Raw genomic sequence first — 25,300 nt, 5'->3', positions numbered from 1 at the left:
AAGGTCTTATAAGGTTAAGTGAATAAGGGCGCACGGTGGATGCCTTGGCACTAGGAGCCGATGAAGGACGGGACTAACACCGATATGCTTTGGGGAGCTGTAAGTAAGCTATGATCCAGAGATTTCCGAATGGGGGAACCCAACATCTTTTATAGGATGTTACGTATACGTGAATACATAGCGTATACGAGGTAGACGCAGAGAACTGAAACATCTAAGTACCTGCAGGAAGAGAAAGAAAAATCGATTCCCCAAGTAGCGGCGAGCGAAAAGGGAACAGCCCAAACCAAGATGCTTGCATCTTGGGGTTGTAGGACTCCGATATGGTAGTTCTTTCAGATAGTCGAATGACTTGGAAAAGTCAGTCAAAGAGGGTAAAAACCCCGTAGACGAAATTTGGAAGGCACCTAGGAGGATCCTGAGTACGGCGGAACACGAGGAATTCCGTCGGAATCCGGGAGGACCATCTCCCAAGGCTAAATACTCCCTAGTGACCGATAGTGAACCAGTACCGTGAGGGAAAGGTGAAAAGCACCCCGGAAGGGGAGTGAAATAGATCCTGAAACCGTGTGCCTACAACAAGTTAGAGCCCGTTAATGGGTGATAGCGTGCCTTTTGTAGAATGAACCGGCGAGTTACGATTGCATGCGAGGTTAAGTCGAAGAGACGGAGCCGCAGCGAAAGCGAGTCTGAATAGGGCGAATGAGTATGTAGTCGTAGACCCGAAACCATGTGATCTACCCATGTCCAGGTTGAAGGTGCGGTAAAACGCACTGGAGGACCGAACCCACGTACGTTGAAAAGTGCGGGGATGAGGTGTGGGTAGCGGAGAAATTCCAAACGAACTTGGAGATAGCTGGTTCTCTCCGAAATAGCTTTAGGGCTAGCGTCGAAGTGAAGAATGATGGAGGTAGAGCACTGTTTGGACTAGGGGCCCATCTCGGGTTACCGAATTCAGATAAACTCCGAATGCCATTCATTTATATTCGGCAGTCAGACTGTGAGTGATAAGATCCATAGTCGAAAGGGAAACAGCCCAGACCACCAGCTAAGGTCCCAAAATGTATGTTAAGTGGAAAAGGATGTGGGGTTGCACAGACAACTAGGATGTTGGCTCAGAAGCAGCCACCATTTAAAGAGTGCGTAATAGCTCACTAGTCGAGTGACCCTGCGCCGAAAATGTACCGGGGCTAAACATACTACCGAAGCTGTGGAGTACACCGTAAGGTGTATTGGTAGGAGAGCGTTCTAAGGGCGTTGAAGGTAGATCGTGAGGACTGCTGGAGCGCTTAGAAGTGAGAATGCCGGTATGAGTAGCGAAAGACAGGTGAGAATCCTGTCCACCGAATGACTAAGGTTTCCTGGGGAAGGCTCGTCCGCCCAGGGTTAGTCGGGACCTAAGCCGAGGCCGATAGGCGTAGGCGATGGACAACAGGTTGATATTCCTGTACCCGTTGTATTTGTTTGAGCAATGGAGGGACGCAGGAGGCTAAGAAGTGCAGACTGATGGATATGTCTGTTCAAGCAGTAAGTCTTGAGATGAGTCAAATGCTTATTTCTATAAGGACAAGCTGTGATGAGGAGGGAAATAATAGTACCGAAGCTTCTGATGTCACACTGCCGAGAAAAGCTTCTAGTGAGAAGACAACGGCCCGTACCGCAAACCGACACAGGTAGTCGAGGAGAGAATCCTAAGGTGAGCGAGAGAACTCTCGTTAAGGAACTCGGCAAAATGACCCCGTAACTTCGGGAGAAGGGGTGCTGACCGCAAGGTCAGCCGCAGTGAATAGGCCCAAGCGACTGTTTATCAAAAACACAGGTCTCTGCAAAATCGAAAGATGAAGTATAGGGGCTGACGCCTGCCCGGTGCTGGAAGGTTAAGAGGAGTGCTTAGCGTAAGCGAAGGTACGAATTGAAGCCCCAGTAAACGGCGGCCGTAACTATAACGGTCCTAAGGTAGCGAAATTCCTTGTCGGGTAAGTTCCGACCCGCACGAAAGGCGTAACGATTTGGGCACTGTCTCAACGAGAGACTCGGTGAAATTTTAGTACCTGTGAAGATGCAGGTTACCCGCGACAGGACGGAAAGACCCCATGGAGCTTTACTGTAGTTTGATATTGAGTGTCTGTACCACATGTACAGGATAGGTAGGAGCCGTAGAAATCGGGACGCTAGTTTCGATTGAGGCAATGGTGGGATACTACCCTTGTGTTATGGCCACTCTAACCCGCACCACTAATCGTGGTGGGAGACAGTGTCAGATGGGCAGTTTGACTGGGGCGGTCGCCTCCTAAAAGGTAACGGAGGCGCCCAAAGGTTCCCTCAGAATGGTTGGAAATCATTCGCAGAGTGTAAAGGCAGAAGGGAGCTTGACTGCGAGACTTACAAGTCGAGCAGGGACGAAAGTCGGGCTTAGTGATCCGGTGGTTCCGCATGGAAGGGCCATCGCTCAACGGATAAAAGCTACCCTGGGGATAACAGGCTTATCTCCCCCAAGAGTCCACATCGACGGGGAGGTTTGGCACCTCGATGTCGGCTCGTCGCATCCTGGGGCTGTAGTCGGTCCCAAGGGTTGGGCTGTTCGCCCATTAAAGCGGCACGCGAGCTGGGTTCAGAACGTCGTGAGACAGTTCGGTCCCTATCCGTCGCGGGCGTTGGAAATTTGAGAGGAGCTGTCCTTAGTACGAGAGGACCGGGATGGACTTACCGCTGGTGTACCAGTTGTCTCGCCAGAGGCATCGCTGGGTAGCTATGTAGGGAAGGGATAAACGCTGAAAGCATCTAAGTGTGAAGCCCACCTCAAGATGAGATTTCCCATTTCTTAAAGAAAGTAAGATCCCTGAGAGATGATCAGGTAGATAGGTCAGGAGTGGAAGTACAGCGATGTATGGAGCGGACTGATACTAATCGATCGAGGACTTAACCAAAGTTAAAAGAAAACTCGGAAGAGTTTTGATCCCCTTCAAGATCCAGTTTTGAGTGAATAACATTCACTTTAATTAAATAGTGTGGTGGCGATAGCGAGAAGGATACACCTGTAACCATGCCGAACACAGAAGTTAAGCTTCTTAGCGCCGATTGTAGTGAAGGGTTTCCCTTTGTGAGAGTAGGACGTCGCCACGCAATGATAAAGCCAAGTCGAAAAGGACTTGGCTTTTTTGATTTAAAATTATGTTAAAAGTATAAAATAATTATTAAAATATGTCTTTTTATTGTATTCCTTCCTTCAGATTGTCTACAATATTAATATAACGGAAGGAGTATTTTTATGAATGTAAAAACAAATAATAAACTAGGTAACCTATTGGTTATTATTGCAGCTTTATTTATAACTATGGTCAGTTTTGTAAAAAATGTTACAGCTGCTGAAGATACAGTAATTAATGAGCGTTGGGGGAAACCAACTGTCGTATTAGGATCCGCACTTAATAGTACACAAAGAGCAGAAACTTTGGAAAAATTTGGTGTGAATACTGATAACGTAAATATTGACGTTGCCAACGGTGCCGATTTAGTTAAATATTTAGGTTATGGTAGTGGTGATGATAATGTTATGTTTAGTTCGGTTATGGTTACAAGGGAAAATGAAGGAAAAGGAATTAAAGTTAATATTTTAACACCAGAAAACATAACATTAATTACCGCAGACCAATATAAAAATCCTTTAATTACAGCTGGTATTGCAGATGCCACAATTCAAGTAGCAAGTGTCGTAAAAGTTACCGGTGAAAGTGCTTTAACTGGTGTTTATAAAGCCTTTGAGGCAAACGGTGAAAAAGTTGACGAAGACCGGGCACAATTAGCGCAAGAAGAGCTAGATACAACGCAAAGTGTATCTGATTCAATTGTTAAAAATGCAACTCAAAAAAATGCAGATGAAAATTTAAATAAAGCGGATCAAGAAAAAGCCGATGAAGCTTATCGCACGCAATTAAATCAAACATTGGTAGAAATTAAGCAAGAGTTAGCTGCTCTAAAAGATAAGCAAGGTGAACTAGCTACAAAGGCAGATGTTGAAAAGATCGTCAATGATGCTTTAGCAAAATACAATTTATCCGATTATATGACAAATGATGATGTAAACAAATTAGTCTCCTTAGCAGAAAAATATCAAAAAACTGATGGTGTTTTAGATAAAGAATCACTAGCGCAGTTAGATAAACTAAGTGACAGTTTTAATAAAACTGTTGATAAGTTAAGTGATGAATTGGGATCTTTCGGGGAAAAAATCCAAGGAACATTAAACGATAACCAAGGCTTCTTTAGTAATCTGTGGCAAAGTATCAAAAGCTTTTTTGAAGGACTTTTCAATTAAAATAGAACTGCAGTATGGTTGACACTGATACTGCAGTTTTTTATTTTCCATCACATAGCTTAAATAACGCAATTTCATCTTTTAATGCTAGAATAGTATATATAATGTGCTGAAAGAAGGGGTTAAGATGACGAACGATTATGAGGAAATAAATTCGCAAATAACTGATTTGGAAGAATCGGAAAGTTTTAGTGAGATTAAAGAAGTAGCTTCCAAAAATATTGGCCAAATGCTGCATGATTTGCAAGATTTCGAAGTAGCCATCAAAGAAGAACGAATTCCCGATATTTATCGGATATACAATGGACGTTTACATGATGAATTAAAAAAGACATCTAATGCAAATCATGAAATTGATAAACTATTAACAAAAAAAATACATGATAGCTTTATGAGTACCTTTCCGTTTATGGAACACCATGAAAAAGTGTCTGCAACTTTAAATTATTATCGTATAGGCGATTATTATCGCCAAAGAGCAACTGTCGGAATTGATGCCAGTGTTCCGGAAATTTTTATTATTCCGAAAATTGATAATGAATGGGAAGCCTTTGTTACGGATCATGAAGGATCATTGAAGCAAATCGAACAAGAAATGGATCAACTGACTGCCAATACAATTATGGCTAAGACACAAATTGAACAACTTGATGAACAAATTAAAGAACTAAAACAAAAAGAGAAAACTATTGAAAATGCAAAAGGTTTCTTTAATCGCGGCAAAACCGATGAAGAATTAGAAATTTTAGTAAAACAAAGGGAAGACTTAGAAAACCAACGCGTTAAGTGGCTACCTTATATAGAAAAAAAAGAGCAAACTGCACAACAAAAAGCAACATTGGAAAGTAAATATCAACAAGTTAGATTAAGTCGTGCTTTAATTACCAAGGAGTTTCGTCAAATTAAACGCTATTTTGGCAGTCTAGAAGATTTACAAGAACAGCTGCAAACTTTCTTAGCGAACTATTTGGATGAAGGAGGTAAAGTGTAATGAGTGAAGAAAATAGAAAAAATGAAGAAATGCAAAATATCACCGAAGCTGTTGATTCCGTTCAAAATCCATCAGAATTATCCGAATCGGATTCTAAAATTGTTGAAACTGGAACTGATGATAATTTGACTACAGAGATACCAAAAACAACAGATGCGCAACTTTATCTTCAAAATAAAGAAACGGATCATGATGAGATTGTCTTACTTATTGCCGCCTCTGAAAAAGAACTTGCTGATTTGAAATTGCGAAAATCATTGATGGAAGCTAATTTTGATGAATTGTTGACAGAATATCGGCGTTTAATTATTCCTCAAGTGGAAATATCTACGATTGCCAAAAAAATTCTATTGGAGTATTTTTCTTATGAGCTTTTAAAACCATTACACTCAGTCGGATTAAAACCTGCTGAAAGTAATTATGACGTTTGGGAAACAAAACATTTTTTGGTTCAATACTATTTGGACGAGTCGCAAAAATTGATTTTTAACTTCAAAATTAATCCGGTCGATCAACGTTTTACTTCTGAATTTATGCCGCTAATGGTGATTGACATAGAACAAATGAAGATAACCGTAAACGATGATGAAGTTTTAGCGTTAATTCATCTTTGGTATGCGGATAAAGTATTTTCAAAAAACCAATTGTCTTTAGTAAACTACGACATTAACTTGTTGTTACAACATTTTCGTGAATTAGGTTTTGATGTGGCAGCAACATTGCTGGATAATACACAAGAATTACACGTCAAATTGACAACGGATTACCAAATGGCAACACCAGTCTTAGACGAAATCTTTATTATTACAATGGAAAACGAAGAATATGATTTTGAAAAGAATAAGGATAATCATTACGAAGTTTTACTAGATCAAGAACAAAAAGTAGCCATCTATCCTGATGATGACGACCAGACCGCTTTATTTATTGATTCCAATAATCGTCGTCGCTCTTTATTAGATTTCTTCACGAGTTATGCCTTTTTAGTTCCTTTATTAGTTCGTAAATAGAAAAAAACGCCCTTTAAAGTTAGACCCAACTGCTAACTTTAAAGGGCGCTTAATTTTGCTTATAAAATCTTTAGCCCTAAGATATTAATTCAGAGCCGGATTGTGAATAGCGTTACGTTTTTGTAAAAAATAGGAGACGACAATCAAACCATACATCACAATTGTGACTTCTGTAACTACTAAATTACTAGTAGTTAAAATTGCAATAAAAATTGCCGTTAAACTTAGCAAAGTGAGAATATTGACTGTCCGTTTGAAGAATGAACTTTTATTTTGCTGTAAATAACGAAAATAAGCTAGACACAACATTATCCAGATCAAAAGAACCGTATAGGATAGGGAGCCTACCAAGTAATTGAAAAGCGAGTCACCAAATAAATAGGACAGTAATACGCCAACATACAGCATCCCAGTTGAAAACATAACAGCTCTATTGGGTACGCCATGTTTGTTTAAACGCATAAATTTACTAAATTTCTTCGTCTTTGAAAGCTGTAAGTGTAAAATGCGCGAAGATGCGTAGATACCTGAATTAATTGATGAAAATAACGCAAATACAATGACTAAATTGACGATATCAGCTGCAAAAGGAATCTGCATTTTTTCAAAAATTAAAACAAATGGACTTGCCTCTGAATGAGCCAAAGTTTGCCATGGATAAATGATAAGCAATAAAAACATTGGTACTATATAAAAGGCGATAATGCGAAATAGGACACTACGAATGGCTTTTGGAATAGATTTGGCTGGATCTTCTGTTTCTCCCATCGCAATAATGACTAATTCAGTACCACCGTATGAATAAACAACAAGCAGCAAAGAATTTAATAATCCTTGAATTTTATGAGGGAAAAAGCCACCATGACTGGTTAAACTTCCCATAGTTGGCGCAAAGCCATCGTGGAAAATTTTACCTAAGACCAAGTAACTTGCAAAGATAATTAGTAAGACTACAACACTAATTTTCCCCATAGTTAACCAAAATTCAGTTTCCGCAAAAATTTTAACGGATAAAAAATTAATCATCGTGGTAAGTAGTGAAATAACCAAAATGAAAACCCACGCAGGAACGTTTGGAAACCATAGTTGCATAAAACTAGCTGCAGCCACCGCCTCAGCCACAATATTAATCATCCACATCGTCCAGTATAGCCAATCAGTGAAATAGGCCGAAAAAGAGCCAATGTAGGGAGCAACAACGCCTGACAAGCTTTGAGCATGACTATTCTTGACGGCTAAAGTCCCGACTGCATTCATAATACTAAATAATAGTAATCCCCCTAAAAAGAAAGCGAGAATAACAGATGGGCCAGCCAAATTAATTGCTTCACCACTGCCTTTGAACAAGCCGGCGCCAATTGCGCCGCCGAGAGCCAACATAGTCACATGGCGGGAATGCATTTTCTTTTGTAATTTATTTTCCATTTTTCCACCTATCTTAAAAGGCTGTGTTAAATAACGTTAGCCATGATTTTTAAAGAACAAACAGTATCATACTTGAATATTCTGAAAATTTCAACACTAAATTACATAAATTTTCCGAAATTTTATTTCAGTTGTTCAAAAAGCAAAATTAGGGCATAATAAAAAAGCATTTGGTCAAGGAGAAAAAAAGCTTCTGAGATGTTGCTATCAACCAATCGAAGAGTTTAAGCTATTCTCCGCTACAAAATTTTTTTAAAAGGTGAAAAAATGAAAAAGAAAATCAGTGTTGGTGGTATTTTAACCGTTCTATTACTTATTGTTTTACAATTTACAGGTATTCTACCTCGCCAAGGAGACCAGCTACAAAAAGAGGCCCAACAAACTACCGCCACAACAGCAGCACAGCCAATTGAAAATGTTGATTTAAATGATCCTCCTCGTTTCAAAAAGATTGCTGTAACAGATATTCGCAATGTCGATGGGGATACTTTTGCTTTTTATAGCAACCAAAAAGAATACAAACTGCGTCTTTTGATAGTGGATACACCAGAAAGTGTTAAACCAGGCATGAATGTGCAACCTTTTGGAAAAGAAGCAAGTGCGTTTACTAAAAAGATGTTAAAAAAAGAGGCTATTAGTATAGTTTTTGATAAAGGAGCAGTGCGAGATAACTATGGGCGTTATCTTGCCTATGTTTATGTGGGTGACGAAATGTTACAAACTGCGTTGCTAAAAGAAGGATTAGGAATTGTACGTTATGTAAATACTGGTGGTGATAGCTATATTGATGAATTAATTACCGCACAAGCCGTTGCGCAAAAGGCTAAACGTGGGGTCTGGCAGGAAGAAAATTATGTCGTCAAAAAGAAGAATGGCTTTTACCAATACAATGAAAAGTAAATAAGCCAACAATTAGACTGGAACATCATGTTTTGCTAAATAGAAATTAAAAGGAATTCATTTCTTTTACCTCCAGGTATATGAATGAAACCTTCATACAAGTTTTTAATAAGAGGATTGGAAGATAGATATTCTTTTGCTAATCTTTAGACAAAAAAGCCTCCTGCTTTAAGCAGAAGGCTTTTTATTATTCTTCAGATAAAATAATACGCACCATTTTATCTAAAAATTCTTCTTCTGTCATCGGATTTTCTGAATCTTCATGAGAGAATGCTTTTTCGTTTTTTTGACCATCGGTAAAGCGATAAGTGTTCGCTTTACTGATAAAAAAGTAATAATCCTTTTCTCCTTCGATATAGAGTACTTCTTTTTCATCTGGGTACTCTACTGTAACATCCATTACAGTGATACCGGATACATGATTTGTTAAATAATCTTCTGCTTGTTTAATTGTTAATGCCATGATTATCAATCCCTTCATAAATATAATACCACTATCCAGAAAAGAGAGTATAAATAAACACTTAATGCCAAAAGCTAAAAAAATATTATTTTTTTTTGCTATAAACGGTTCACATTCCGAAAGTTTTAGATTATAGTAATTATAAATTGATAATTAATCTTTCTTTGTTTTATCGTTTCTATAAAAAGATTTTTTTCAATTAGATGAATATATTCTCAATAAATTACTGGAGGTAGCGCAATGTCAATGATTGGAAAAGAAGTGGCTGAGTTTAACGCTCAAGCTTATCACAATAGTGAGTTTGTCAATGTCACAGCAGAAAACTTTAAGGGGAAATGGAGTGTATTATGTTTTTATCCAGCTGACTTTACCTTTGTTTGCCCAACCGAATTAGAAGATCTACAAGAGCAGTATGCTACACTGCGATCACTAGGGGTTGAAGTTTATTCTTGTTCTACTGACACTCATTTTACCCATAAAGCATGGCATGAAACTTCAGAGGCTATCGGCAAAATTAAATATTATATGATTGGTGATCCAAGTCATAAAATCGCTGAAATGTTCGATGTCTTAGATGATGCAGAAGGATTAGCTCAACGCGGTACTTTCATTATCGATCCGGATGGGATTGTGCAAGCCGTCGAAATTAACGCCGATGGTATTGGACGAGACGCCAGCACATTAGTTGATAAAATTCGTGCAGCCCAATACGTTCGTAATCATCCAGGTGAAGTTTGTCCAGCAAAATGGAAAGAAAGTGGCGAAACATTAACGCCAAGTTTTGATTTAGTTGGTAAAATTTAATAACTGTATTCCGATGATTTAAAAATGCAGCTGCCGCCAGCTTTTACAACGATCAGCATACTACGCTGTAACTTTGTAAATTATGGCGGTTTTTATTTAAAGGAGAGAAGAAATTGTTCGATAATAATACCATTCAACAACTAAAACAATATTTTACTATGTTGGAAGGCCCAGTGGTTTTCCGTGCTACCTTGGGAAATGATGATCATTCAGCAAAAATGCGAAGTTTTCTAGAGGAAGTTACGAGTTTATCAGATTTATTGCATTTTGAAGAAACTACAGGTGGCCGTACACCTCAATTTACAGTGGATCAATCAGAGCAGAAAAGTGGAATCGTTTTTGCTGGATTACCAATGGGACATGAATTTGCTTCTTTTATACTAGCAGTTTTACAAGTTAGCGGTCGCGAACCCAAAATTGAAGAAGATCAACGTAAGCAAATCGAAGCCATTACAGAGTCCTTACATTTTGAGACATACATTAGCTTGACATGTCAAAATTGTCCTGATGTTGTCCAAGCTTTAAATATTATGGCAGTTTTAAATCCCAATATTAGCCATACCATGATTGAAGGGGGAACATTTCAAAAAGAAGCCGAAAATCGTAATATTTTAGCGGTTCCCACTGTCTTTTTAAATGAGGAAGAATTTTCTAATGGCCGCGCAACGCTTGCCCAATTGCTAAAAAAAATTCCTACAGCCAAAAAAGAAGTTTTCAAAGCCAGAGAACCATTTGATATGCTGATTGTCGGTGGTGGCCCCGCTGGAGCTAGTGCTGCTATTTATGCTGCGCGTAAGGGCATTCGGACTGGTCTTCTCGCTAACGAATTTGGCGGCCAAGTAATGGAAACTCTAACAATTGAAAATATCATTGGAACACCAAAAACTGAAGGTCCTAAGTTTATGGCTGAAGTAAAACAACATGTGGAAGAATATGAAGTCGATTTAATTAGCGGTGAGATTGCAACCGGGATTCATAATGATGGAATCGTAACAATAGATTTAGAAAATGGTGGCCAATTGCAAAGTAAGGCAGTTGTGCTAGCAACCGGTGCTCACTGGCGCAATTTGAATATCCCTGGCGAAGCAGAATTTAAAAATAAAGGTGTGGCATATTGTCCCCATTGTGATGGGCCTTTATTTGCTGGAAAAGATGTTGCTGTTGTTGGTGGCGGTAATTCAGGTATTGAAGCAGCGCTTGATTTAGCGGGTATCTGTAACCATGTCTATGTGTTAGAATTTTTGCCAACATTAAAAGCCGATAAAATTTTACAAGAGCGTCTTTTAGAACTTACGAATGTCACGATAATTTTAAATGCGCAAACAACTAGTATCAACGGCACAGATAGAGTAGAAAGCTTATCTTATCGTCAGCGTGAAACGGGCGTAGAAGAAATAATTTCAGTAGCAGGAGCATTTATCCTGATTGGTCTTCAACCAAATACAAAATGGTTAGAAGATACGGCTGTAACCTTAAATGAACGCGGTGAAATTGTGACCGCATCAGATGGCGCGACAAATGTTTCCGGCATTTTTGCTGCTGGCGATTGTACAGATAGTCGTTATAAACAAATTATCATTGCAATGGGTTCTGGTGCTACCGCTGCATTAGGTGCATTTGATTATCTTATTCGTCAAGGCTCAAAATAATATTATCTCTATTTTGTTGACTTCTTAAACCGTTATTTAAATAAGAAGAAAACGAGTTGGTTTGTCATTTGTACATTGGAAAGTTATGACTTTTTTGCTAAAGTCATAGCTTTTTTTTAGAGGTTTTGTTATCATGATAGAGTATTATTTTTCTATATTTTGTAACGGTTGAGTCAAAGACTTCAAGGATCGCGTTCTTCAAGGGGTGAGAAGAGCATTTTTGAGGTGCTTTTTAAAACGTACTTCAAATTTTTTGAAGTGCGTTTTTTTTATAGCATAGTAAAGGAGGAATTAACTTGAAGGAAGCTTTAGATAAAATTAAAGCAGCAGAAATGCGCAACGAAGAATTACAAATGGAGTTACAAAAAGACTTGCAAGAATATTCGGCGCAAAAAGAAGCTGAATTACAATTGTTGCAAGATGGATTAAAAGCAAAACGGCAACAGGCTAGTGATACTAGCGAAAAAATTGCAGCTACAGCCTTACAAAGTGAAAAAGAAGAACTTTTAGCAGTTGCCAAAAAAGAAAAAGCGACATTTACTGAGCTTTATAAAGAGTGCCATGAAAAAGTCGCCACTTTCATTATAGAAAGGGTGCAACAAACTTATGGCAGTTGAAGCGGTTAAAAAGATTTCGCTTATATTGGAAAAATCCCACCAAGATGAGCTATTGCAACTTTTGCAAGCTCTACAAACAGTTGAAATTACGGATTTATTAGCAGATGAAGAAAATAAAAAATGGATTGACTATTATTTTCCGGAAGGCTTATTATCTTCCCCAGACGACCTACAAAAATACGAAAAATTATTACAACAAATTGAGACAAACCTACGCTTTGTCAGAAATCATGGCAATGCTAAAGAAAAAACGATTGAATTAAAACGAAAGAACTTGGATTTTCTCTCTTTTGAAAATCAGTTTGATGAAAAAACATTAATCACTCAATTAAAAGACTTGGAAGATCTACAAAAGCGCTGGCTGGCGATGGAAGAGGCCAAGAAAATTAATCAAGAAAAAGAACAGTGGGCAACACTGTGGCAAAGTTTAGATGCTTATACAGCAGATAGTACTGCTAGTGCCCAAATGGTTCTTGGAACAATGGAAGATCAGTCGTGGTTGGATTTTCTAAGCGAAGCCAATGAAAATAATAACCTATATGTTGAAAATGTATTTACCGAGCAACAGGTAACTGGCTTTGCACTAGTATATTTAAATGGAGAAGCAAAATCCGTTCAATCATTAATGCAAAAATTTGGTGTAAAAGAAGAAACTAACCCTTATAACAAGTTGCCAAAACAAGCATTGAAAGAAGCAAAAACACAATTAGCACAACTAGCTAAACAAGAACAGTCTCTTGTAGCCGAAATTGGTCAGCACAAAAAAGAGATAGCACAATTACAGTTGGCTGAGGAAGCTATTTTAGCTAAAAGGGAACGGGAACTTGTTAAGGCTGGCTTAGTAAAATCAGATAATTTGGTTGTTTTATCTGGCTGGTTGGCCGAAACTGATTGCCAGTATTTTGAAACGCAATTAGCCCAGCACTTCCCTAATAACGAAATTTATTATTCTTATAGTGAACCAACCGAAGCAGAAATAGTCACTTTAAAAACCCCCACAAAATTGAAAAATGCGGCGATTGTTCAACCTTTTGAAATGCTGACGGAAATGTACAGTCTGCCCCAATACCGTGAAATTGATCCAACACCATGGCTCGCACCTTTTTACTTTGTCTTTTTTGGTATGATGGTGGCTGACTTAGGATATGGTATTTTAATGCTTTTCGTTACAACCTTTGCATTAAAGAAACTAACCTTAAGCAAAGGTGTTGCTCGATTTATGAAGCTGTTTCAGTATTTATCAGTTTCAACCATTATTTGGGGGCTCATCTACGGAAGCTGTTTTGGCGCACAATTGCCGTTTTACCTCTTGTCGCCATCAAAAGACTTTATGGCAATTTTTGGTATTTCTATGGTTTTTGGGGGGATTCAACTTTTTACAGGTTTATTCTTAGCTGCCAAAGAAAACATCAAGAAAAAAGATTACTTACAAGCAGTTAATCAAGGTTTTTCTTGGCAAGCTATTTTAGCGGGAATTATCATCGCTGCAGCAGGTAAAATGGTAGTTGCTTCAAATGCACTTTTCATATTAGGTGTGATTGTGGCAATTATCGGCGCTTTATGTGTGTTATTAATTCCTGCTGTGACAGGGAAATCTAAAGTTGGTGGTTTTTTCATGGGCTTGTACGAACTTTATGGAGTCACCAGCTATATTGGTGATTTTGTGAGTTACAGCCGTTTGATGGCTTTAGGAATTTCTGGTGGCAGCATTGCGGCAGCTTTTAATATGTTGGTGGGGTATATGCCGCCAGCCGCCCGTTTTACTGCCGGTGCGGTATTGATTGTGGCCTTGCAGGGATTAAATATATTCTTATCTTTGCTAAGTGCTTATGTTCATGCTGCGCGTTTACAATATGTCGAGTTTTTCGGTAAATTCTATAACGGTGGTGGCCGTGCTTTTAAAACATTTAAACCAAAAGAAAAATATGTAAACTTTAATGAAGAAAATGGAGGAAAAAATAAATGATTGATTTTTTAATTAACAACCAAGGTGGCATGATTTTTGCAATTATCGGAATGGGGATTGCAACAATATTTTCTGGAATTGGTTCTTCTAAAGGTGTGGGGTTGACGGGTGAAGCTGCGGCAGCTTTAACGACAAGTCAGCCTGAAAAATTTGGTCAAGCGTTAATTCTACAATTGTTACCTGGTACGCAAGGTCTTTATGGATTCGTTATTGCTTTTATGATTTATGGTAGTTTATCAAGTGATATGTCGATTGTAACGGGGATGGCTTACTTAATGGCTTCTTTACCGGTTGCTTTTACTGGTTTATTTTCTGGTATGGCCCAAGGTAAAGTTGCTGCGGCCGGAATTCAAATTTTGGCTAAAAAACCAGAACATTTCTTTAAAGGAGTAATGTTTGCGGTAATGGTTGAAATGTATGCCATTTTAGGTTTCGTAATCTCATTTCTACTTTTAGGTAGCATCTAGTTTCTAATTGTAGAAGGAGGCAAACATATGGATGCAATTACAAAAATTATCGAACAAATTGATGAAGCTGCATTAGCAAAACGCACCACTTTTGATGCAGAGCAACGTGCCCAAATTGAAGAAGATTTTTTGAAACAAAAACAAAAATTAGAAGCAGAAGATCAAAAACTACAAGCACAATTAGCCAAAAATCAAAAAGTAAAATACAAACAACTTCATGCACGTCAGCAAATGGAAGTCAAACAAGACACACTGCTGGCAAAACAGAGCTATTTAAGTAAAGTATTTTCAGAGGCTTACGCTAAAATGCAAGCTTGGGACACAAATGAAGCCCAAAGCTTTGCAGCGCGTTGTTTGGAACTGTTGCCCTTTGAAGAAGGCAAAAAAGTTTTCTTTCAACCCGCTAAACAAATGCCAACAGAAATATATACCTCAGAGTGGCTAGCAAAATTAAATGGTAAACTACGTTACGAATTACTTTATGGCAACCCCATTGCAACTGAATCTTATGGATTTGTAGTAGATGATAAGGGTGTCCAATATAATTTTTTATACCGTGATTTATTAAATGAGATTAAAACAACTGATAGTAACAGTATTTCAAAAATGCTGTTTGAGGTATAAGAGTACTACCTTTTAACTGTATGTTACAAAAGGTGATTTTATGACAAGGAGCGCGTTTATGAAACAAGATTTATATCATCAACTGAATCCTTATGTTCGTTTGAAAGAAACCGAAATTTTAGCTCCTGCTTTTTATGAGCAGTTAATTGCTGCTGATTTACCAAAAATAAGAGAACTTCTAAATGCAACCGCCTATGGCAAATATTTAACCGCAGAATTTCCGAATGATTTTGATGCGGTTTTAAATAAAGAGCTTTTAGCCAGTTATAGTGAATTGGTGGAACGAGCACCTGTTCCTGAAGTTGTATTCATTTTTACAATGCGGTTTACACTCCATAATTTGAAGGTGTTGACAAAAGCTCACTATATTGGTGAAAATTACGATTATCTCTATTTACCAGATGGTTTTTATTCCTTAGCAGAATTAAAACATGCCATTGAAACGGGGAAATCAGCAGTTTTACCGGTATCAATTTTAGACAGCATTAATGAAGTGCGAGAATACCTAGCGGAATCTGCTATTTTACAAGGAATCGATGTTATTTATGATCGTGGCTTTTTAAAAGAACAGCGTCGCCTAGGAGAGCAGTTAGGCTACCCAGAATTGCTAAAAGAAATTATTACTTTTATCGATTTGACCAATATCATTACTGCTTTACGCTGTGTTTTACAAAAGCGTAGTCAAGCATTTTTAACTGCTGTTTTATCCAGTTCGGGAAGTATTCCAAAAGAAACTTATTTAAATTTTGCTGATAAAGATATTACCACTTTGCGAGATTATTTGTTAACCAGCGAATATGCGGATCTTTTAGCCAATGCTATTACCGGTGAAACCATTGATTTTGCTCAATTGGATCGAATTAAAGACAATCGCCTGACAGAAATGTTTGCATCCGCCCAAACACAAGCTTTTGGTCCACTACCATTACTGGCTTATTTAAATGCAAAGGAAATTGAAACAAAAAATTTACGGTTAATTGTTACTGGAAAAAGAAGTGGCTTTACGAATGAACAAATTAAAGAGAGGATGCGTATGACCTATGACATATAAAATTGGCGTAATCGGAGATAAAGAGTCTGTATTACCCTTTAAATTGTTTGGGTTTTCGGTCTACTCTGATACCAGTAAAGAGGCTGTTTTAAAAGCTTTTCGCCACATGGCATCAGAAGGATACGGCGTTATTTATCTAACTGAAGAATGCGGCAAAGCAATTGCAGATGAAATCGATCGTCACAAGTCCAATCCTAAGTTATCCGTCGTTTTAATTCCAAATCATGATGGTACTTTAGGAATTGGACGCCAAATGATTCAAGACAATGTCGAAAAAGCAGTCGGTCAAAACATTTTGTAAAGGAGCTAAAAATAGTGCAAGTTGGCAAAATAATCAAAGTATCCGGTCCTTTAGTAATGGCCGAAAATATGAGTGAAGCCAGCATCCAAGATATTTGTTTTGTAGGTAGTCTTGGTGTTGTTGGCGAAATTATCGAAATGCGAGGCGATATTGCCTCTATTCAGGTTTATGAAGAAACTGCAGGAATTGGACCAGGAGAGCCGGTACGTTCAACTGGAGAAGCTTTATCGGTTGAACTAGGACCGGGTATTATCTCTCAAATGTTTGATGGGATTCAACGGCCGCTGGATGTTTTCATGGCCCAAACAAAAAGTAATTTTCTAACTCGGGGTGTGCAATTGCCTCCTTTAGATCATGAAAAAAAATGGGACTTTGAAGCAAGTGTAGCGGTAGGAACTTTTGTTTCAACCGGAGATATCCTCGGTACCGTTGTAGAAACGAAAATTATTACGCATAAAATCATGGTACCAAATGGTATTTCAGGTACGATTAAAGAAATCAAATCTGGTTCATTTACTTTGGATGATGTAATTTATGTTCTCGAAACACCAACGGGTGATAAAGAATTTACCATGTTACAAAAATGGCCTGTCCGACGCGCTCGTCCCGTGAAAGAAAAAATGAATCCACAGGCACCTATGATTACCGGACAACGTGTAATTGACACCTTCTTTCCAGTTACAAAAGGCGGAGCGGCAGCAGTTCCGGGCCCCTTTGGTGCTGGTAAAACGGTAGTCCAACATCAGATTGCCAAATGGGCGGATGTCGATTTGGTGGTATATGTTGGTTGTGGTGAACGTGGTAATGAGATGACAGATGTTATGAATGAATTTCCGGAATTAATTGATCCAAATACCGGGGAATCATTAATGGAGCGAACAATCTTGATTGCCAATACTTCAAATATGCCCGTAGCTGCCCGAGAAGCTTCCATCTATACTGGTATTACCATTGCGGAATACTTCCGTGACATGGGCTATTCTGTAGCGATTATGGCGGATTCGACTTCTCGTTGGGCTGAAGCGTTACGGGAAATGTCTGGCCGTTTAGAAGAAATGCCAGGGGATGAAGGCTATCCCGCATATTTAGGCTCACGTTTAGCTGAATATTATGAGCGGGCTGGTAAAGTTATCGCCTTGGGCCAAGAAGGACGAGAAGGTAGCATTACTGCAATTAGTGCCGTTTCACCTTCTGGCGGAGATATTTCAGAGCCAGTAACCCAAAATACATTACGAGTAGTAAAAGTGTTTTGGGGCTTAGATTCCACATTAGCTCAAAAACGTCATTTCCCTTCCATTGATTGGCTAAAGAGCTATTCTTTATACGATACCGAGGTAGGAAATTATTTAGATCAAGAATTACAAGTACCCTGGTCTGAACTCGTAGCTGATGCGATGCGACAACTTCAAAAAGAATCTGAGTTACAAGAGATTGTGCGCCTGGTAGGGATTGATTCTTTATCAGAAAAAGATCAGCTGCTACTAGAAGTCACAAAATCTATTCGCGAAGACTATTTGCAACAAAATGCATTTGATGATGTGGATACTTTTACTTCACGGGAAAAACAATTCCAAATGCTTTCAAATATCTTGTCATTTGGTAAAGAAGCCGAAAAAGCTTTAGAATTAGGTTCTTATTTATCTGAGATTATGGCTGGAACTGTTTTGCTGCGTGATAAAATTGCCCGCATGAAATATGTGCCAGAAGATGAAATTAGTAAGATCACAGATTTAGCACAAGAAATTAAAGAAACAATCAAAACTATTATCCAAGAAGGGGGCATGAACCGTGATTAAAGAATATAAAACGATTGGTGAAGTGGTTGGCCCCTTAATGGCTGTCGATAAAGTAGCAGGTGTGAAATATGAAGAACTAATCGAAGTCCGTTTACAAACGGGTGAACTACGGAAAGGTCAAGTTTTAGAAATATCTGAAGATAAAGCCTTAGTTCAAATTTTTGAAGGAACAGGCGGCATTAATTTAAAAGATTCGGCTGTACGCTTTTTAGGGCATCCCCTACAATTAGGTGTTTCGATGGATATGATTGGCCGCACCTTCGATGGTCTAGGACGACCAAAAGATAATGGACCTGAAATTTTACCGGAGAAAATGTTGGACATTAACGGTGAAGTTATCAATCCGATGGCCAGAGATTATCCAGATGAATTTATCCAAACTGGGATTTCTTCTATTGATCATTTGAATACGTTGGTGCGGGGACAAAAATTACCGGTATTTTCTGGTTCAGGTTTACCTCATAAAGAACTAGCGGCTCAAATTGCCAGACAAGCTTCTGTATTAAATACTGATGATGATTTTGCCGTTGTTTTTGCTGGTATTGGGATTACCTTTGAAGAAGCAGAATATTTTATGGAAGATTTCCGTAAAACAGGTGCTATTGATCGCTCTGTAGTTTTCATGAACTTGGCGAATGATCCTGCGATTGAACGAATTGCTACACCAAGGATGGCTCTTACTGCTGCAGAATATCTAGCTTATGAAAAAGGTATGCACGTTTTAGTTATCATGACAGATATGACCAACTACTGTGAGGCGTTACGTGAAATTTCAGCTGCACGCCGGGAAGTTCCAGGTCGTCGTGGCTATCCGGGGTATTTGTATACCAATTTGGCGACATTATACGAACGTGCCGGTAGAATTAAGGGATTAAAGGGATCTGTAACTCAGATTCCAATTTTAACAATGCCAGAAGATGACAAAACACATCCCATCCCCGATTTGACGGGATATATCACTGAAGGCCAGATCATTTTGTCGCGTGATTTATACAAAAGTGGTATCAAACCACCAATTGATGTCTTACCATCACTGTCACGTTTAAAAGACAAAGGGACCGGACCTGGCAAAACCAGAGAAGATCATGCGGCCACGATGAACCAGTTATTTTCTGCTTATGCACAAGGAAAACAAGCAAAAGAATTAGCCGTGGTTTTAGGTGATTCTGCTTTATCTGATGTCGATAAAATTTATGCGCAATTTGCGGAACGTTTTGAAACTGAATACGTGAATCAAGGCTATGAAACCAATCGTTCTATCATTGAAACACTTGATTTGGGTTGGGAGCTGCTAAGTATCTTGCCGAAGACAGAATTGAAACGGATTAAAGATGACATGATTGAAAAGTATTTGCCAGAAAAGGGGTAATTTAGATGGCGCGTTTAAATGTTAATCCGACGCGAATGGAGTTAGCCCGGCTACAAAAACAGCTAACGACAGCCAAGCGAGGACATAAATTACTAAAAGATAAACAAGATGAATTAATGCGCCGCTTCATTTTAATGGTCAAAGAAAACAATCATTTACGTCAAGCAGTTGAGGAGATGATGGAAAGTGCGATGCGTTCTTTCCGTTTAGCCAATGCGACTTTAAACGAAGCCTTTATTGAAGAACTCTTCATTTTACCTGCAACCCGAGTAGAACTCGAAATGGATCAAAAAAATATTATGAGTGTAGAAGTTCCGGTTTTGAACTTTCATTATGACGAGGATATTTTTGAAGCACCTTTAGAGTATGGGTATATTAATTCCAATGTACCACTAGACAACGCGATAGAACGTTTTACTACGGTCTTACCTAAATTACTGGCATTAACTGAAATCGAAAAAACATGTCAGCTGATGGCAAGTGAAATCGAAAAAACACGTCGCCGTGTGAATGCATTGGAATATATGACGATTCCTGAACTTGAAGAAACCATTTACTACATTAAAATGAAGCTAGAAGAAAACGAGCGCTCTGAAGTCACGCGTATGATTAAGATAAAAAATATGAATCGCAATTAACACAAAAGTTTCCGTTTAAAAACGGAAACTTTTTCCCTTTATCTGGTACAATCAATAGTAATAAAAATGTTTTATCCAATTAACCCTCATCTCATGAAAATTAATTGGGTAATGTGGAGGTCAGTTTGTTGAAACAATTGAAAAAAGGCCACTTAGCAACACCACAGTTGATATCATTAGGATTCGCAACTGTAATTTTATGTGGTGCTTTATTATTGATGTTACCGATTTCGAGCCGTTCTGGGGGAGTTACGCCCTTTATTGATGCTCTTTTTACTGCAACGTCGGCAACATGTGTCACGGGGTTAACGACCGTCAATACAGCACAACATTGGACACCTTTTGGCCAATTTGTCATTTTAGTGATGATCGAAACAGGCGGTTTAGGTTTCATGTCTTTACCCGTATTCTTTTTTATGATTGCTAGAAAGAAAATCAATTTGCGAACACGGATGATTTTAAAGGATTCTCTTAATTTGGAACAAATGAATGGTAGTGTGAATTTGATGCGTTACATTCTCTTAACCTCTGTAATTATTCAAGGATTAGGCAGTATTGCATTGAGTTTTTCTTTTGTTCCACAGTATGGGTGGCTAAAAGGGATCTGGTTTAGTATTTTTCACTCTGTTTCCAGTTTTTGTAATGCTGGTTTTGATCTTTTGGGCGATAGTCTGGCAAATAATCAGCAGGATATTTGGATGCTTTCTGTCATCATGATTTTAATTATTGCTGGTGGTCTGGGCTTTTTGGTCTGGTTTGACTTAATCCAATATCGTAAACAAAAACGTTTGTCCATTCATTCGAAAATTGCGTTATTAATGACGGGTAGTCTTTTAATTTTAGGTGCTATTGGTTTTTATTTAACAGAGCACAACGGACAATTACTGGTCACAGGCAATTGGTTGCAACGCTTTTTTAATACGATGTTTATGGCGGTTACACCAAGAACAGCAGGTTATTATTCAGTGAACTATTTTGAAATGAGTCACGCTGGTTTAATTTTAACGATTGTATTGATGTATATCGGGGGCACATCAGGTTCAACAGCAGGTGGTTTAAAAACGACAACTTTTGGCGTATTGCTTATACAGATGAAAAGTATTTTAAAAGGAAGAAATCGCGCTGAATTTAGCGGCCGTACCATTCCAGCTGGGGCTATTTTCAGAGCCCTTACGCTATTTTTTATTACCTTGTCGTTATGTATTTTGGCTACCATGATATTATCTGTGACAGAAAAAATCCCCGATGTCGACGGACTCGGGTTAGAATACATTGTGTTTGAAGTCGTGTCCGCTTTTGGGACTGTCGGATTGACAATGGGATTAACACCGGAACTTAGTATTGTAGGTAAAGTGATTATTATTTCTTTAATGTTTATTGGCAGAGTAGGGATTATGACGGTATTACTTTCGTTGATTGCCAAAGCTCGCCAACAAGAGCAACATTTTAAGTATCCGGAAGAATCAGTTTTAATTGGTTAGTAATAAGTTACTCATAATCTGAATATGTAAACTAAAAAAGTATGCCATTAATTTTCTGGCATACTTTTTTCTAAAATTAATTGGGAATCGCATTGTTGGCGACAATAATTAGATGCAAAGTTGAAGTCTGTTAACCAAGCACGAATTTCGTCTTTTTTAATAATCAAAGGCATTCGATCATGAACTGGAGCTACTGTTTTATTTGGTATAGTCGTTAGAATAACGGATTCTAGTTCATTTTGATGTTCACGATAAAACCCTCCTACATAGATTGCTTCTTCAGCAGTGGGTCTAAATAGTATTTTATTTTTACCTGAATCCCATTCAAAAAAACCTGTCATTGGGAATACACAACGACGTTGACGAAAACTTTCAGAAAATAGTGGCTTTTCGGTTACCGTTTCACAGCGTGCATTAATAATCCGCCTCTTATTTTTCGAAGTGGTAAAGCCCCAATTGGTGATGCCTAAATGAACTTTTCCAGCGGGATTAGTGGCTAATGTTATTACCTTTTCGCTAGGAAAAACCTCGCCAATTTTGCCCAAATGTTGCAATTGCTCATAATATCTGTTTAATTCAGTCGTTTTCAAATCAAAAAGATAGCGCCCACACATAAAAAAAACTCCTCTCGTAGCAATTCCATGCTTTATTTTATAATTGCGATATAATAAAAACGAGGTGATAACTTGGATCAACGTGTATATGCATTATATCAGAAAATGTTCCAGCAGATGGGCCCACAAGGTTGGTGGCCGGCTGACTCAAAAGAAGAAATTATTTTAGGCGCCATTTTAGTTCAAAATACTAACTGGCAAAACGCGGCTCTTTCCTTACATAATTTGAAAGAGGTCACAAATTTTTCCAGTCAACAAATTGTGGGCTTGTCAGAAGTGGAACTACAAATTCTTATTCGCCCTAGTGGCTTTTTTAAAAATAAAAGTCGTGCCATTCATGAAGTTTTTACTTGGTTACTTTCGTTTGATAGCGACTTTATAAAAACTAGAAATTACTATGGTAATGATTTACGAAAACAATTACTCCAGCTTCACGGAATTGGGGAAGAAACGGCTGATGTTTTAATGCTTTATGTGTTTGACGTGCCAGTTTTTGTAGCAGATACATATGGGCGGCGTTTATTTGCACAGCTGGGCACACCTGAACTTACAAATTACCAGTCTTTAAAAAGTTTGGTTGATATCGCCGGTTTTACCTTAGCAGAAGCGCAAGAATTTCATGGACTCATCGATGAATTTGGTAAAGCTTTTTTTAAAGGTGCATCGTTTGAAGAAAGTTTTTTAGCTCATACGAGATTGAACTTACGTGAGGAGGAAGAAGTTTGAATCAATTTTTTAATGTTTTTAAAAAGACTCAGCAATTTCTATTGTTACAAGCCTATGCTGATGAAATTATGACGGATGATGAATTAATGACTTTTTTATTAAATGAAACCAATGATGAACGTTTTTGTTTTATTAGTCAAAATGGCCTCTATGTAGTTATACCCAACGTGTCTTTAGATGATTTTACGCATAGTTACTTTTCACCCCCAGAGGTGCAAATAAGCATGGAAAAATCTACAATATATTTAAAAGTCCCCAAAGAGGTAATTCAGTTACCTTTTAGTAAAAAAGAAGATGCACAAAATATCTTATCTGATATTGACTATTTGTGGTCAAATTGACTTCACATTTGCGAACGAACGTTCTATACTGAAGGTGTTACCAATCAGCTATTGGTTTGCCAATAGAGCAGGTAAATAATTTTATTAAATGAGGGATTTTATGAAAACAGCATTGACTTTAGCAATGGAAGAAGCTTTGTATTTCCATTGTCGGCAAAAAGGCGATGTGGTAATTGAAGAAGTAGTTATGCCAGATGATCAAGGAATAGTTGATACCCTGTCTTGCAAAATTCTACCTAATCAGACGTTTGAATGGCGCTGTTATGAGTTAAAGGTAACAAAAGCAGATTTTAGAAGTACAGCCAAATTATCTTTTGTTGGTCATCTGAATTATTTTGTTTTACCTCACTCATTATATGAACAAGTTAAAACAGAAATTCCTTCTCATATTGGTGTGCTGATCTTTCATCCTTATTTGACAGATTCAGAGTATGACGTTCCGGGTTATTTTGAAACGATCAAAAAAGCGCAACGCCAAATATTGCAAGTGAATGAACAGGAGCTTTTGTATCGCTTAATCACGGCACAAGCAAGAGAGGTAAGCAAAGCCAAACAAACGGAAAGAGGATTACGCGTTTTTGGGACCGAACAATTGTATAAAGAATTAAAAAGACGTCAAAAAGACTATGACCTTTTTGGTGGTGGCGTTAATTACTATGATCGCTTTATCGCCGAAACTCAAGCTCAAGCTGTTGAAACCCTAAAAGAAGAACTTGAGGCTACCCGTGATGCCTATTTTCAACTGGAAAAACGCTTTTTGGGGGAAGATTAATGTATTATCCTTATTTTCGTGGAAAACAATTTGATTTGTTGGCTTTGCGCCAATTAAGTGAAGCTGATAAACTTAGCCAAGCTATTCATCCCATTATTGAACCCGTTAAAGACAATCCGGCATTATATAAGTTATTACAACAATTTGATAAAGTGAAACAACCTTATTCGTTAATTGAAAATCCTCAGTCGGGTGATTTCTTAACTGTTGCGGGTCAAGAAAAATTACAACAAATAACTACAAGTAGCGCGCATATTTTAACTACCCCTTTGAATTCTTCTAGCCATTATCAAGTATTAATTGCTCAAAATGCAGAAGTATTAAAAGACTATGGCTCTCTAATTTTTTCTATTCCGACTATCGTACCAATGGAATTTCGCTTGTTACAACGTATAAAAGGACCTTTAATTTTGTCAGAAGACAATTTTTTACGGGTTAGACCAAGTTATTACCTAGAGCAACCAGACGAAATTTTCTCAACTGCTCATTTAAACTTTACCAAAAGAGGATTTAAAGGATTCAGTGATTTTTCAATTGATAGCCGCCTTTATTACGAACAAAGTTATCCAGCCAGAGAAATTGTATTGCATCTGGTTTACTTTGCAGAAAATAATCAGTTGCGTATTCATCATTTTGTTTCACCAAGTGAAGAATTACCAGACTTTTCTAGCCGTTTTCTAGCGGTTATGGCAGAAGTTATAGCTTTTCCTTTTTTCCCAAAAGAAGAAACAGTAGGTTTAAAAATTTTAAAAGAAAGTTACTTTAAAAATAAATTTCCTGGAATGGGTATTTTACGTAAAGCAAGTGTAATGCACCATTTGGAATTGATGAGTCGCTTTTTTGATAAACAAATTTAAGAATCCATTATCCAAAGACACCGTTGTGAAACGGGTCTTTTTTTATCTCGCAAAAAAGTTAGGGTTGCCTAAAAATAAAAAATTCACTATACTAGTTCAAAAGGTGATATTTAGGTGAGCCTA

General features: G+C 37.9%; 23 protein-coding genes and 2 rRNA genes. 22 read left to right on the top strand and 3 right to left on the bottom strand.

Annotation, left to right across the window (positions count from 1 at the left end; genetic code table 11):
- The first annotated feature begins 12 nt into the window (after window positions 1–12).
- From RK01_RS04300 to RK01_RS04280, 5 genes are all read left to right on the top strand, one after another.
- Window positions 13–2,927, top strand: a 23S ribosomal RNA gene (locus tag RK01_RS04300).
- An 80-nt stretch (window positions 2,928–3,007) separates the two neighbouring features.
- Window positions 3,008–3,123: ribosomal RNA gene (gene rrf, locus RK01_RS04295) — 5S ribosomal RNA — on the top strand.
- Window positions 3,124–3,268: 145 nt separating this feature from the next.
- Window positions 3,269–4,315: a DUF1002 domain-containing protein gene (locus RK01_RS04290; protein WP_016172054.1), complete on the top strand. Its 1,047-nt coding sequence runs from the start codon at window positions 3,269–3,271 to the stop codon at window positions 4,313–4,315.
- A gap of 127 nt (window positions 4,316–4,442) precedes the next feature.
- Entirely contained in the window at window positions 4,443–5,306 is an 864-nt protein-coding gene (locus tag RK01_RS04285; RefSeq protein ID WP_016172053.1) for a hypothetical protein, read from the top strand.
- Window positions 5,306–6,316 carry a hypothetical protein gene (locus RK01_RS04280; protein WP_016172052.1) on the top strand — a complete coding sequence of 337 codons (1,011 nt, stop codon included), beginning with the start codon at window positions 5,306–5,308 and terminating at the stop codon, window positions 6,314–6,316. The genes RK01_RS04285 and RK01_RS04280 overlap by 1 nt, the downstream gene beginning before the upstream one ends.
- Before the next feature lie 84 nt (window positions 6,317–6,400).
- Here RK01_RS04280 and RK01_RS04275 read toward each other — a convergent pair whose 3' ends face one another.
- Window positions 6,401–7,741, bottom strand: coding sequence for an amino acid permease (locus RK01_RS04275; protein ID WP_016172051.1), 1,341 nt, complete (start codon window positions 7,739–7,741; stop codon window positions 6,401–6,403).
- A gap of 267 nt (window positions 7,742–8,008) precedes the next feature.
- Here RK01_RS04275 and RK01_RS04270 point away from each other — a divergent pair, with 267 nt between their 5' ends.
- Window positions 8,009–8,641, top strand: coding sequence for a thermonuclease family protein (locus tag RK01_RS04270; protein WP_016172050.1), 633 nt, complete (start codon window positions 8,009–8,011; stop codon window positions 8,639–8,641).
- A gap of 187 nt (window positions 8,642–8,828) precedes the next feature.
- Here RK01_RS04270 and RK01_RS04265 read toward each other — a convergent pair whose 3' ends face one another.
- Complete coding sequence (locus tag RK01_RS04265) at window positions 8,829–9,104, bottom strand: hypothetical protein (protein ID WP_016172049.1); 276 nt, start codon at window positions 9,102–9,104, stop codon at window positions 8,829–8,831.
- A 240-nt stretch (window positions 9,105–9,344) separates the two neighbouring features.
- On the opposite strand from RK01_RS04265, the gene ahpC reads away from it, so the two are divergent.
- The 12 genes from ahpC (at window position 9,345) to RK01_RS04205 (ending at window position 21,867) form a co-directional block, all read left to right on the top strand.
- Window positions 9,345–9,908: an alkyl hydroperoxide reductase subunit C gene (gene ahpC / locus RK01_RS04260; protein WP_016172048.1), complete on the top strand. Its 564-nt coding sequence runs from the start codon at window positions 9,345–9,347 to the stop codon at window positions 9,906–9,908.
- A 113-nt stretch (window positions 9,909–10,021) separates the two neighbouring features.
- The gene (gene ahpF, locus RK01_RS04255) at window positions 10,022–11,557 is read left to right on the top strand and encodes an alkyl hydroperoxide reductase subunit F (protein ID WP_016172047.1); all 1,536 of its coding nucleotides are present in this window, start codon (window positions 10,022–10,024) and stop codon (window positions 11,555–11,557) included.
- A gap of 296 nt (window positions 11,558–11,853) precedes the next feature.
- A complete protein-coding gene (locus tag RK01_RS04250; RefSeq protein ID WP_016172046.1) occupies window positions 11,854–12,174 on the top strand; it encodes a hypothetical protein in 321 nt (106 codons plus the stop codon).
- Entirely contained in the window at window positions 12,164–14,140 is a 1,977-nt protein-coding gene (locus RK01_RS04245) for a V-type ATP synthase subunit I (RefSeq protein WP_016172045.1), read from the top strand. Before RK01_RS04250 ends, RK01_RS04245 begins: the two co-directional genes overlap by 11 nt.
- Window positions 14,137–14,607 (top strand): V-type ATP synthase subunit K, encoded by a 471-nt coding sequence (locus RK01_RS04240; RefSeq protein WP_016172044.1) that lies wholly within the window; start codon window positions 14,137–14,139, stop codon window positions 14,605–14,607. The genes RK01_RS04245 and RK01_RS04240 overlap by 4 nt, the downstream gene beginning before the upstream one ends.
- A 27-nt stretch (window positions 14,608–14,634) precedes the next feature.
- Window positions 14,635–15,231 (top strand): hypothetical protein, encoded by a 597-nt coding sequence (locus RK01_RS04235; protein ID WP_016172043.1) that lies wholly within the window; start codon window positions 14,635–14,637, stop codon window positions 15,229–15,231.
- Between the two features lie 58 nt (window positions 15,232–15,289).
- Window positions 15,290–16,282, top strand: coding sequence for a V-type ATPase subunit (locus tag RK01_RS04230; RefSeq protein ID WP_016172042.1), 993 nt, complete (start codon window positions 15,290–15,292; stop codon window positions 16,280–16,282).
- Window positions 16,272–16,583 carry a V-type ATP synthase subunit F gene (locus RK01_RS04225; RefSeq protein WP_016172041.1) on the top strand — a complete coding sequence of 104 codons (312 nt, stop codon included), beginning with the start codon at window positions 16,272–16,274 and terminating at the stop codon, window positions 16,581–16,583. Before RK01_RS04230 ends, RK01_RS04225 begins: the two co-directional genes overlap by 11 nt.
- A 14-nt stretch (window positions 16,584–16,597) precedes the next feature.
- Entirely contained in the window at window positions 16,598–18,379 is a 1,782-nt protein-coding gene (locus RK01_RS04220) for a V-type ATP synthase subunit A (RefSeq protein ID WP_016172040.1), read from the top strand.
- On the top strand, window positions 18,372–19,748 hold the full coding sequence (locus tag RK01_RS04215; protein WP_016172039.1) for a V-type ATP synthase subunit B: 1,377 nt from the start codon (window positions 18,372–18,374) through the stop codon (window positions 19,746–19,748). The genes RK01_RS04220 and RK01_RS04215 overlap by 8 nt, the downstream gene beginning before the upstream one ends.
- Window positions 19,749–19,753: 5 nt before the next feature.
- The gene (locus RK01_RS04210) at window positions 19,754–20,386 is read left to right on the top strand and encodes a V-type ATP synthase subunit D (protein WP_016172038.1); all 633 of its coding nucleotides are present in this window, start codon (window positions 19,754–19,756) and stop codon (window positions 20,384–20,386) included.
- Window positions 20,387–20,514: 128 nt separating this feature from the next.
- Window positions 20,515–21,867 carry a TrkH family potassium uptake protein gene (locus tag RK01_RS04205; protein ID WP_016172037.1) on the top strand — a complete coding sequence of 451 codons (1,353 nt, stop codon included), beginning with the start codon at window positions 20,515–20,517 and terminating at the stop codon, window positions 21,865–21,867.
- Between the two features lie 47 nt (window positions 21,868–21,914).
- Here the strand turns inward: RK01_RS04205 and RK01_RS04200 are convergent, their stop codons facing one another.
- Window positions 21,915–22,481: an SOS response-associated peptidase gene (locus tag RK01_RS04200; protein ID WP_016172036.1), complete on the bottom strand. Its 567-nt coding sequence runs from the start codon at window positions 22,479–22,481 to the stop codon at window positions 21,915–21,917.
- A gap of 72 nt (window positions 22,482–22,553) precedes the next feature.
- On the opposite strand from RK01_RS04200, the gene RK01_RS04195 reads away from it, so the two are divergent.
- The 4 genes from RK01_RS04195 (at window position 22,554) to RK01_RS04180 (ending at window position 25,177) form a co-directional block, all read left to right on the top strand.
- Window positions 22,554–23,207 carry an endonuclease III domain-containing protein gene (locus RK01_RS04195; RefSeq protein ID WP_016172035.1) on the top strand — a complete coding sequence of 218 codons (654 nt, stop codon included), beginning with the start codon at window positions 22,554–22,556 and terminating at the stop codon, window positions 23,205–23,207.
- Window positions 23,204–23,548 (top strand): hypothetical protein, encoded by a 345-nt coding sequence (locus tag RK01_RS04190; protein ID WP_016172034.1) that lies wholly within the window; start codon window positions 23,204–23,206, stop codon window positions 23,546–23,548. The genes RK01_RS04195 and RK01_RS04190 overlap by 4 nt, the downstream gene beginning before the upstream one ends.
- A 100-nt stretch (window positions 23,549–23,648) precedes the next feature.
- Window positions 23,649–24,320 (top strand): hypothetical protein, encoded by a 672-nt coding sequence (locus tag RK01_RS04185; protein ID WP_016172033.1) that lies wholly within the window; start codon window positions 23,649–23,651, stop codon window positions 24,318–24,320.
- Window positions 24,320–25,177 (top strand): sce7725 family protein, encoded by an 858-nt coding sequence (locus RK01_RS04180; protein WP_016172032.1) that lies wholly within the window; start codon window positions 24,320–24,322, stop codon window positions 25,175–25,177. Before RK01_RS04185 ends, RK01_RS04180 begins: the two co-directional genes overlap by 1 nt.
- The last annotated feature ends 123 nt before the right edge of the window (window positions 25,178–25,300 follow it).

This window comes from Enterococcus dispar ATCC 51266 (assembly GCF_000406945.1).
Lineage (GTDB): Bacteria > Bacillota > Bacilli > Lactobacillales > Enterococcaceae > Enterococcus_C > Enterococcus_C dispar.
Note: the sequence above shows the minus strand (reverse complement) of the source record. Positions and strands in the feature narration are given on the sequence as shown.

What these genes read in the sequence shown, in the direction of transcription:
- RK01_RS04290 (WP_016172054.1), top strand. Translation starts at nt 3,269, where the DNA reads ATGAATGTAAAAACAAATAATAAACTAGGTAACCTATTGGTTATTATT.
- RK01_RS04285 (WP_016172053.1), top strand. Translation starts at nt 4,443, where the DNA reads ATGACGAACGATTATGAGGAAATAAATTCGCAAATAACTGATTTGGAA.
- RK01_RS04280 (WP_016172052.1), top strand. Translation starts at nt 5,306, where the DNA reads ATGAGTGAAGAAAATAGAAAAAATGAAGAAATGCAAAATATCACCGAA.
- RK01_RS04275 (WP_016172051.1), bottom strand. Translation starts at nt 7,741, where the DNA reads ATGGAAAATAAATTACAAAAGAAAATGCATTCCCGCCATGTGACTATG.
- RK01_RS04270 (WP_016172050.1), top strand. Translation starts at nt 8,009, where the DNA reads ATGAAAAAGAAAATCAGTGTTGGTGGTATTTTAACCGTTCTATTACTT.
- RK01_RS04265 (WP_016172049.1), bottom strand. Translation starts at nt 9,104, where the DNA reads ATGGCATTAACAATTAAACAAGCAGAAGATTATTTAACAAATCATGTA.
- ahpC (WP_016172048.1), top strand. Translation starts at nt 9,345, where the DNA reads ATGTCAATGATTGGAAAAGAAGTGGCTGAGTTTAACGCTCAAGCTTAT.
- RK01_RS04245 (WP_016172045.1), top strand. Translation starts at nt 12,164, where the DNA reads ATGGCAGTTGAAGCGGTTAAAAAGATTTCGCTTATATTGGAAAAATCC.
- RK01_RS04240 (WP_016172044.1), top strand. Translation starts at nt 14,137, where the DNA reads ATGATTGATTTTTTAATTAACAACCAAGGTGGCATGATTTTTGCAATT.
- RK01_RS04235 (WP_016172043.1), top strand. Translation starts at nt 14,635, where the DNA reads ATGGATGCAATTACAAAAATTATCGAACAAATTGATGAAGCTGCATTA.
- RK01_RS04230 (WP_016172042.1), top strand. Translation starts at nt 15,290, where the DNA reads ATGAAACAAGATTTATATCATCAACTGAATCCTTATGTTCGTTTGAAA.
- RK01_RS04225 (WP_016172041.1), top strand. Translation starts at nt 16,272, where the DNA reads ATGACATATAAAATTGGCGTAATCGGAGATAAAGAGTCTGTATTACCC.
- RK01_RS04210 (WP_016172038.1), top strand. Translation starts at nt 19,754, where the DNA reads ATGGCGCGTTTAAATGTTAATCCGACGCGAATGGAGTTAGCCCGGCTA.
- RK01_RS04200 (WP_016172036.1), bottom strand. Translation starts at nt 22,481, where the DNA reads ATGTGTGGGCGCTATCTTTTTGATTTGAAAACGACTGAATTAAACAGA.
- RK01_RS04185 (WP_016172033.1), top strand. Translation starts at nt 23,649, where the DNA reads ATGAAAACAGCATTGACTTTAGCAATGGAAGAAGCTTTGTATTTCCAT.
- RK01_RS04180 (WP_016172032.1), top strand. Translation starts at nt 24,320, where the DNA reads ATGTATTATCCTTATTTTCGTGGAAAACAATTTGATTTGTTGGCTTTG.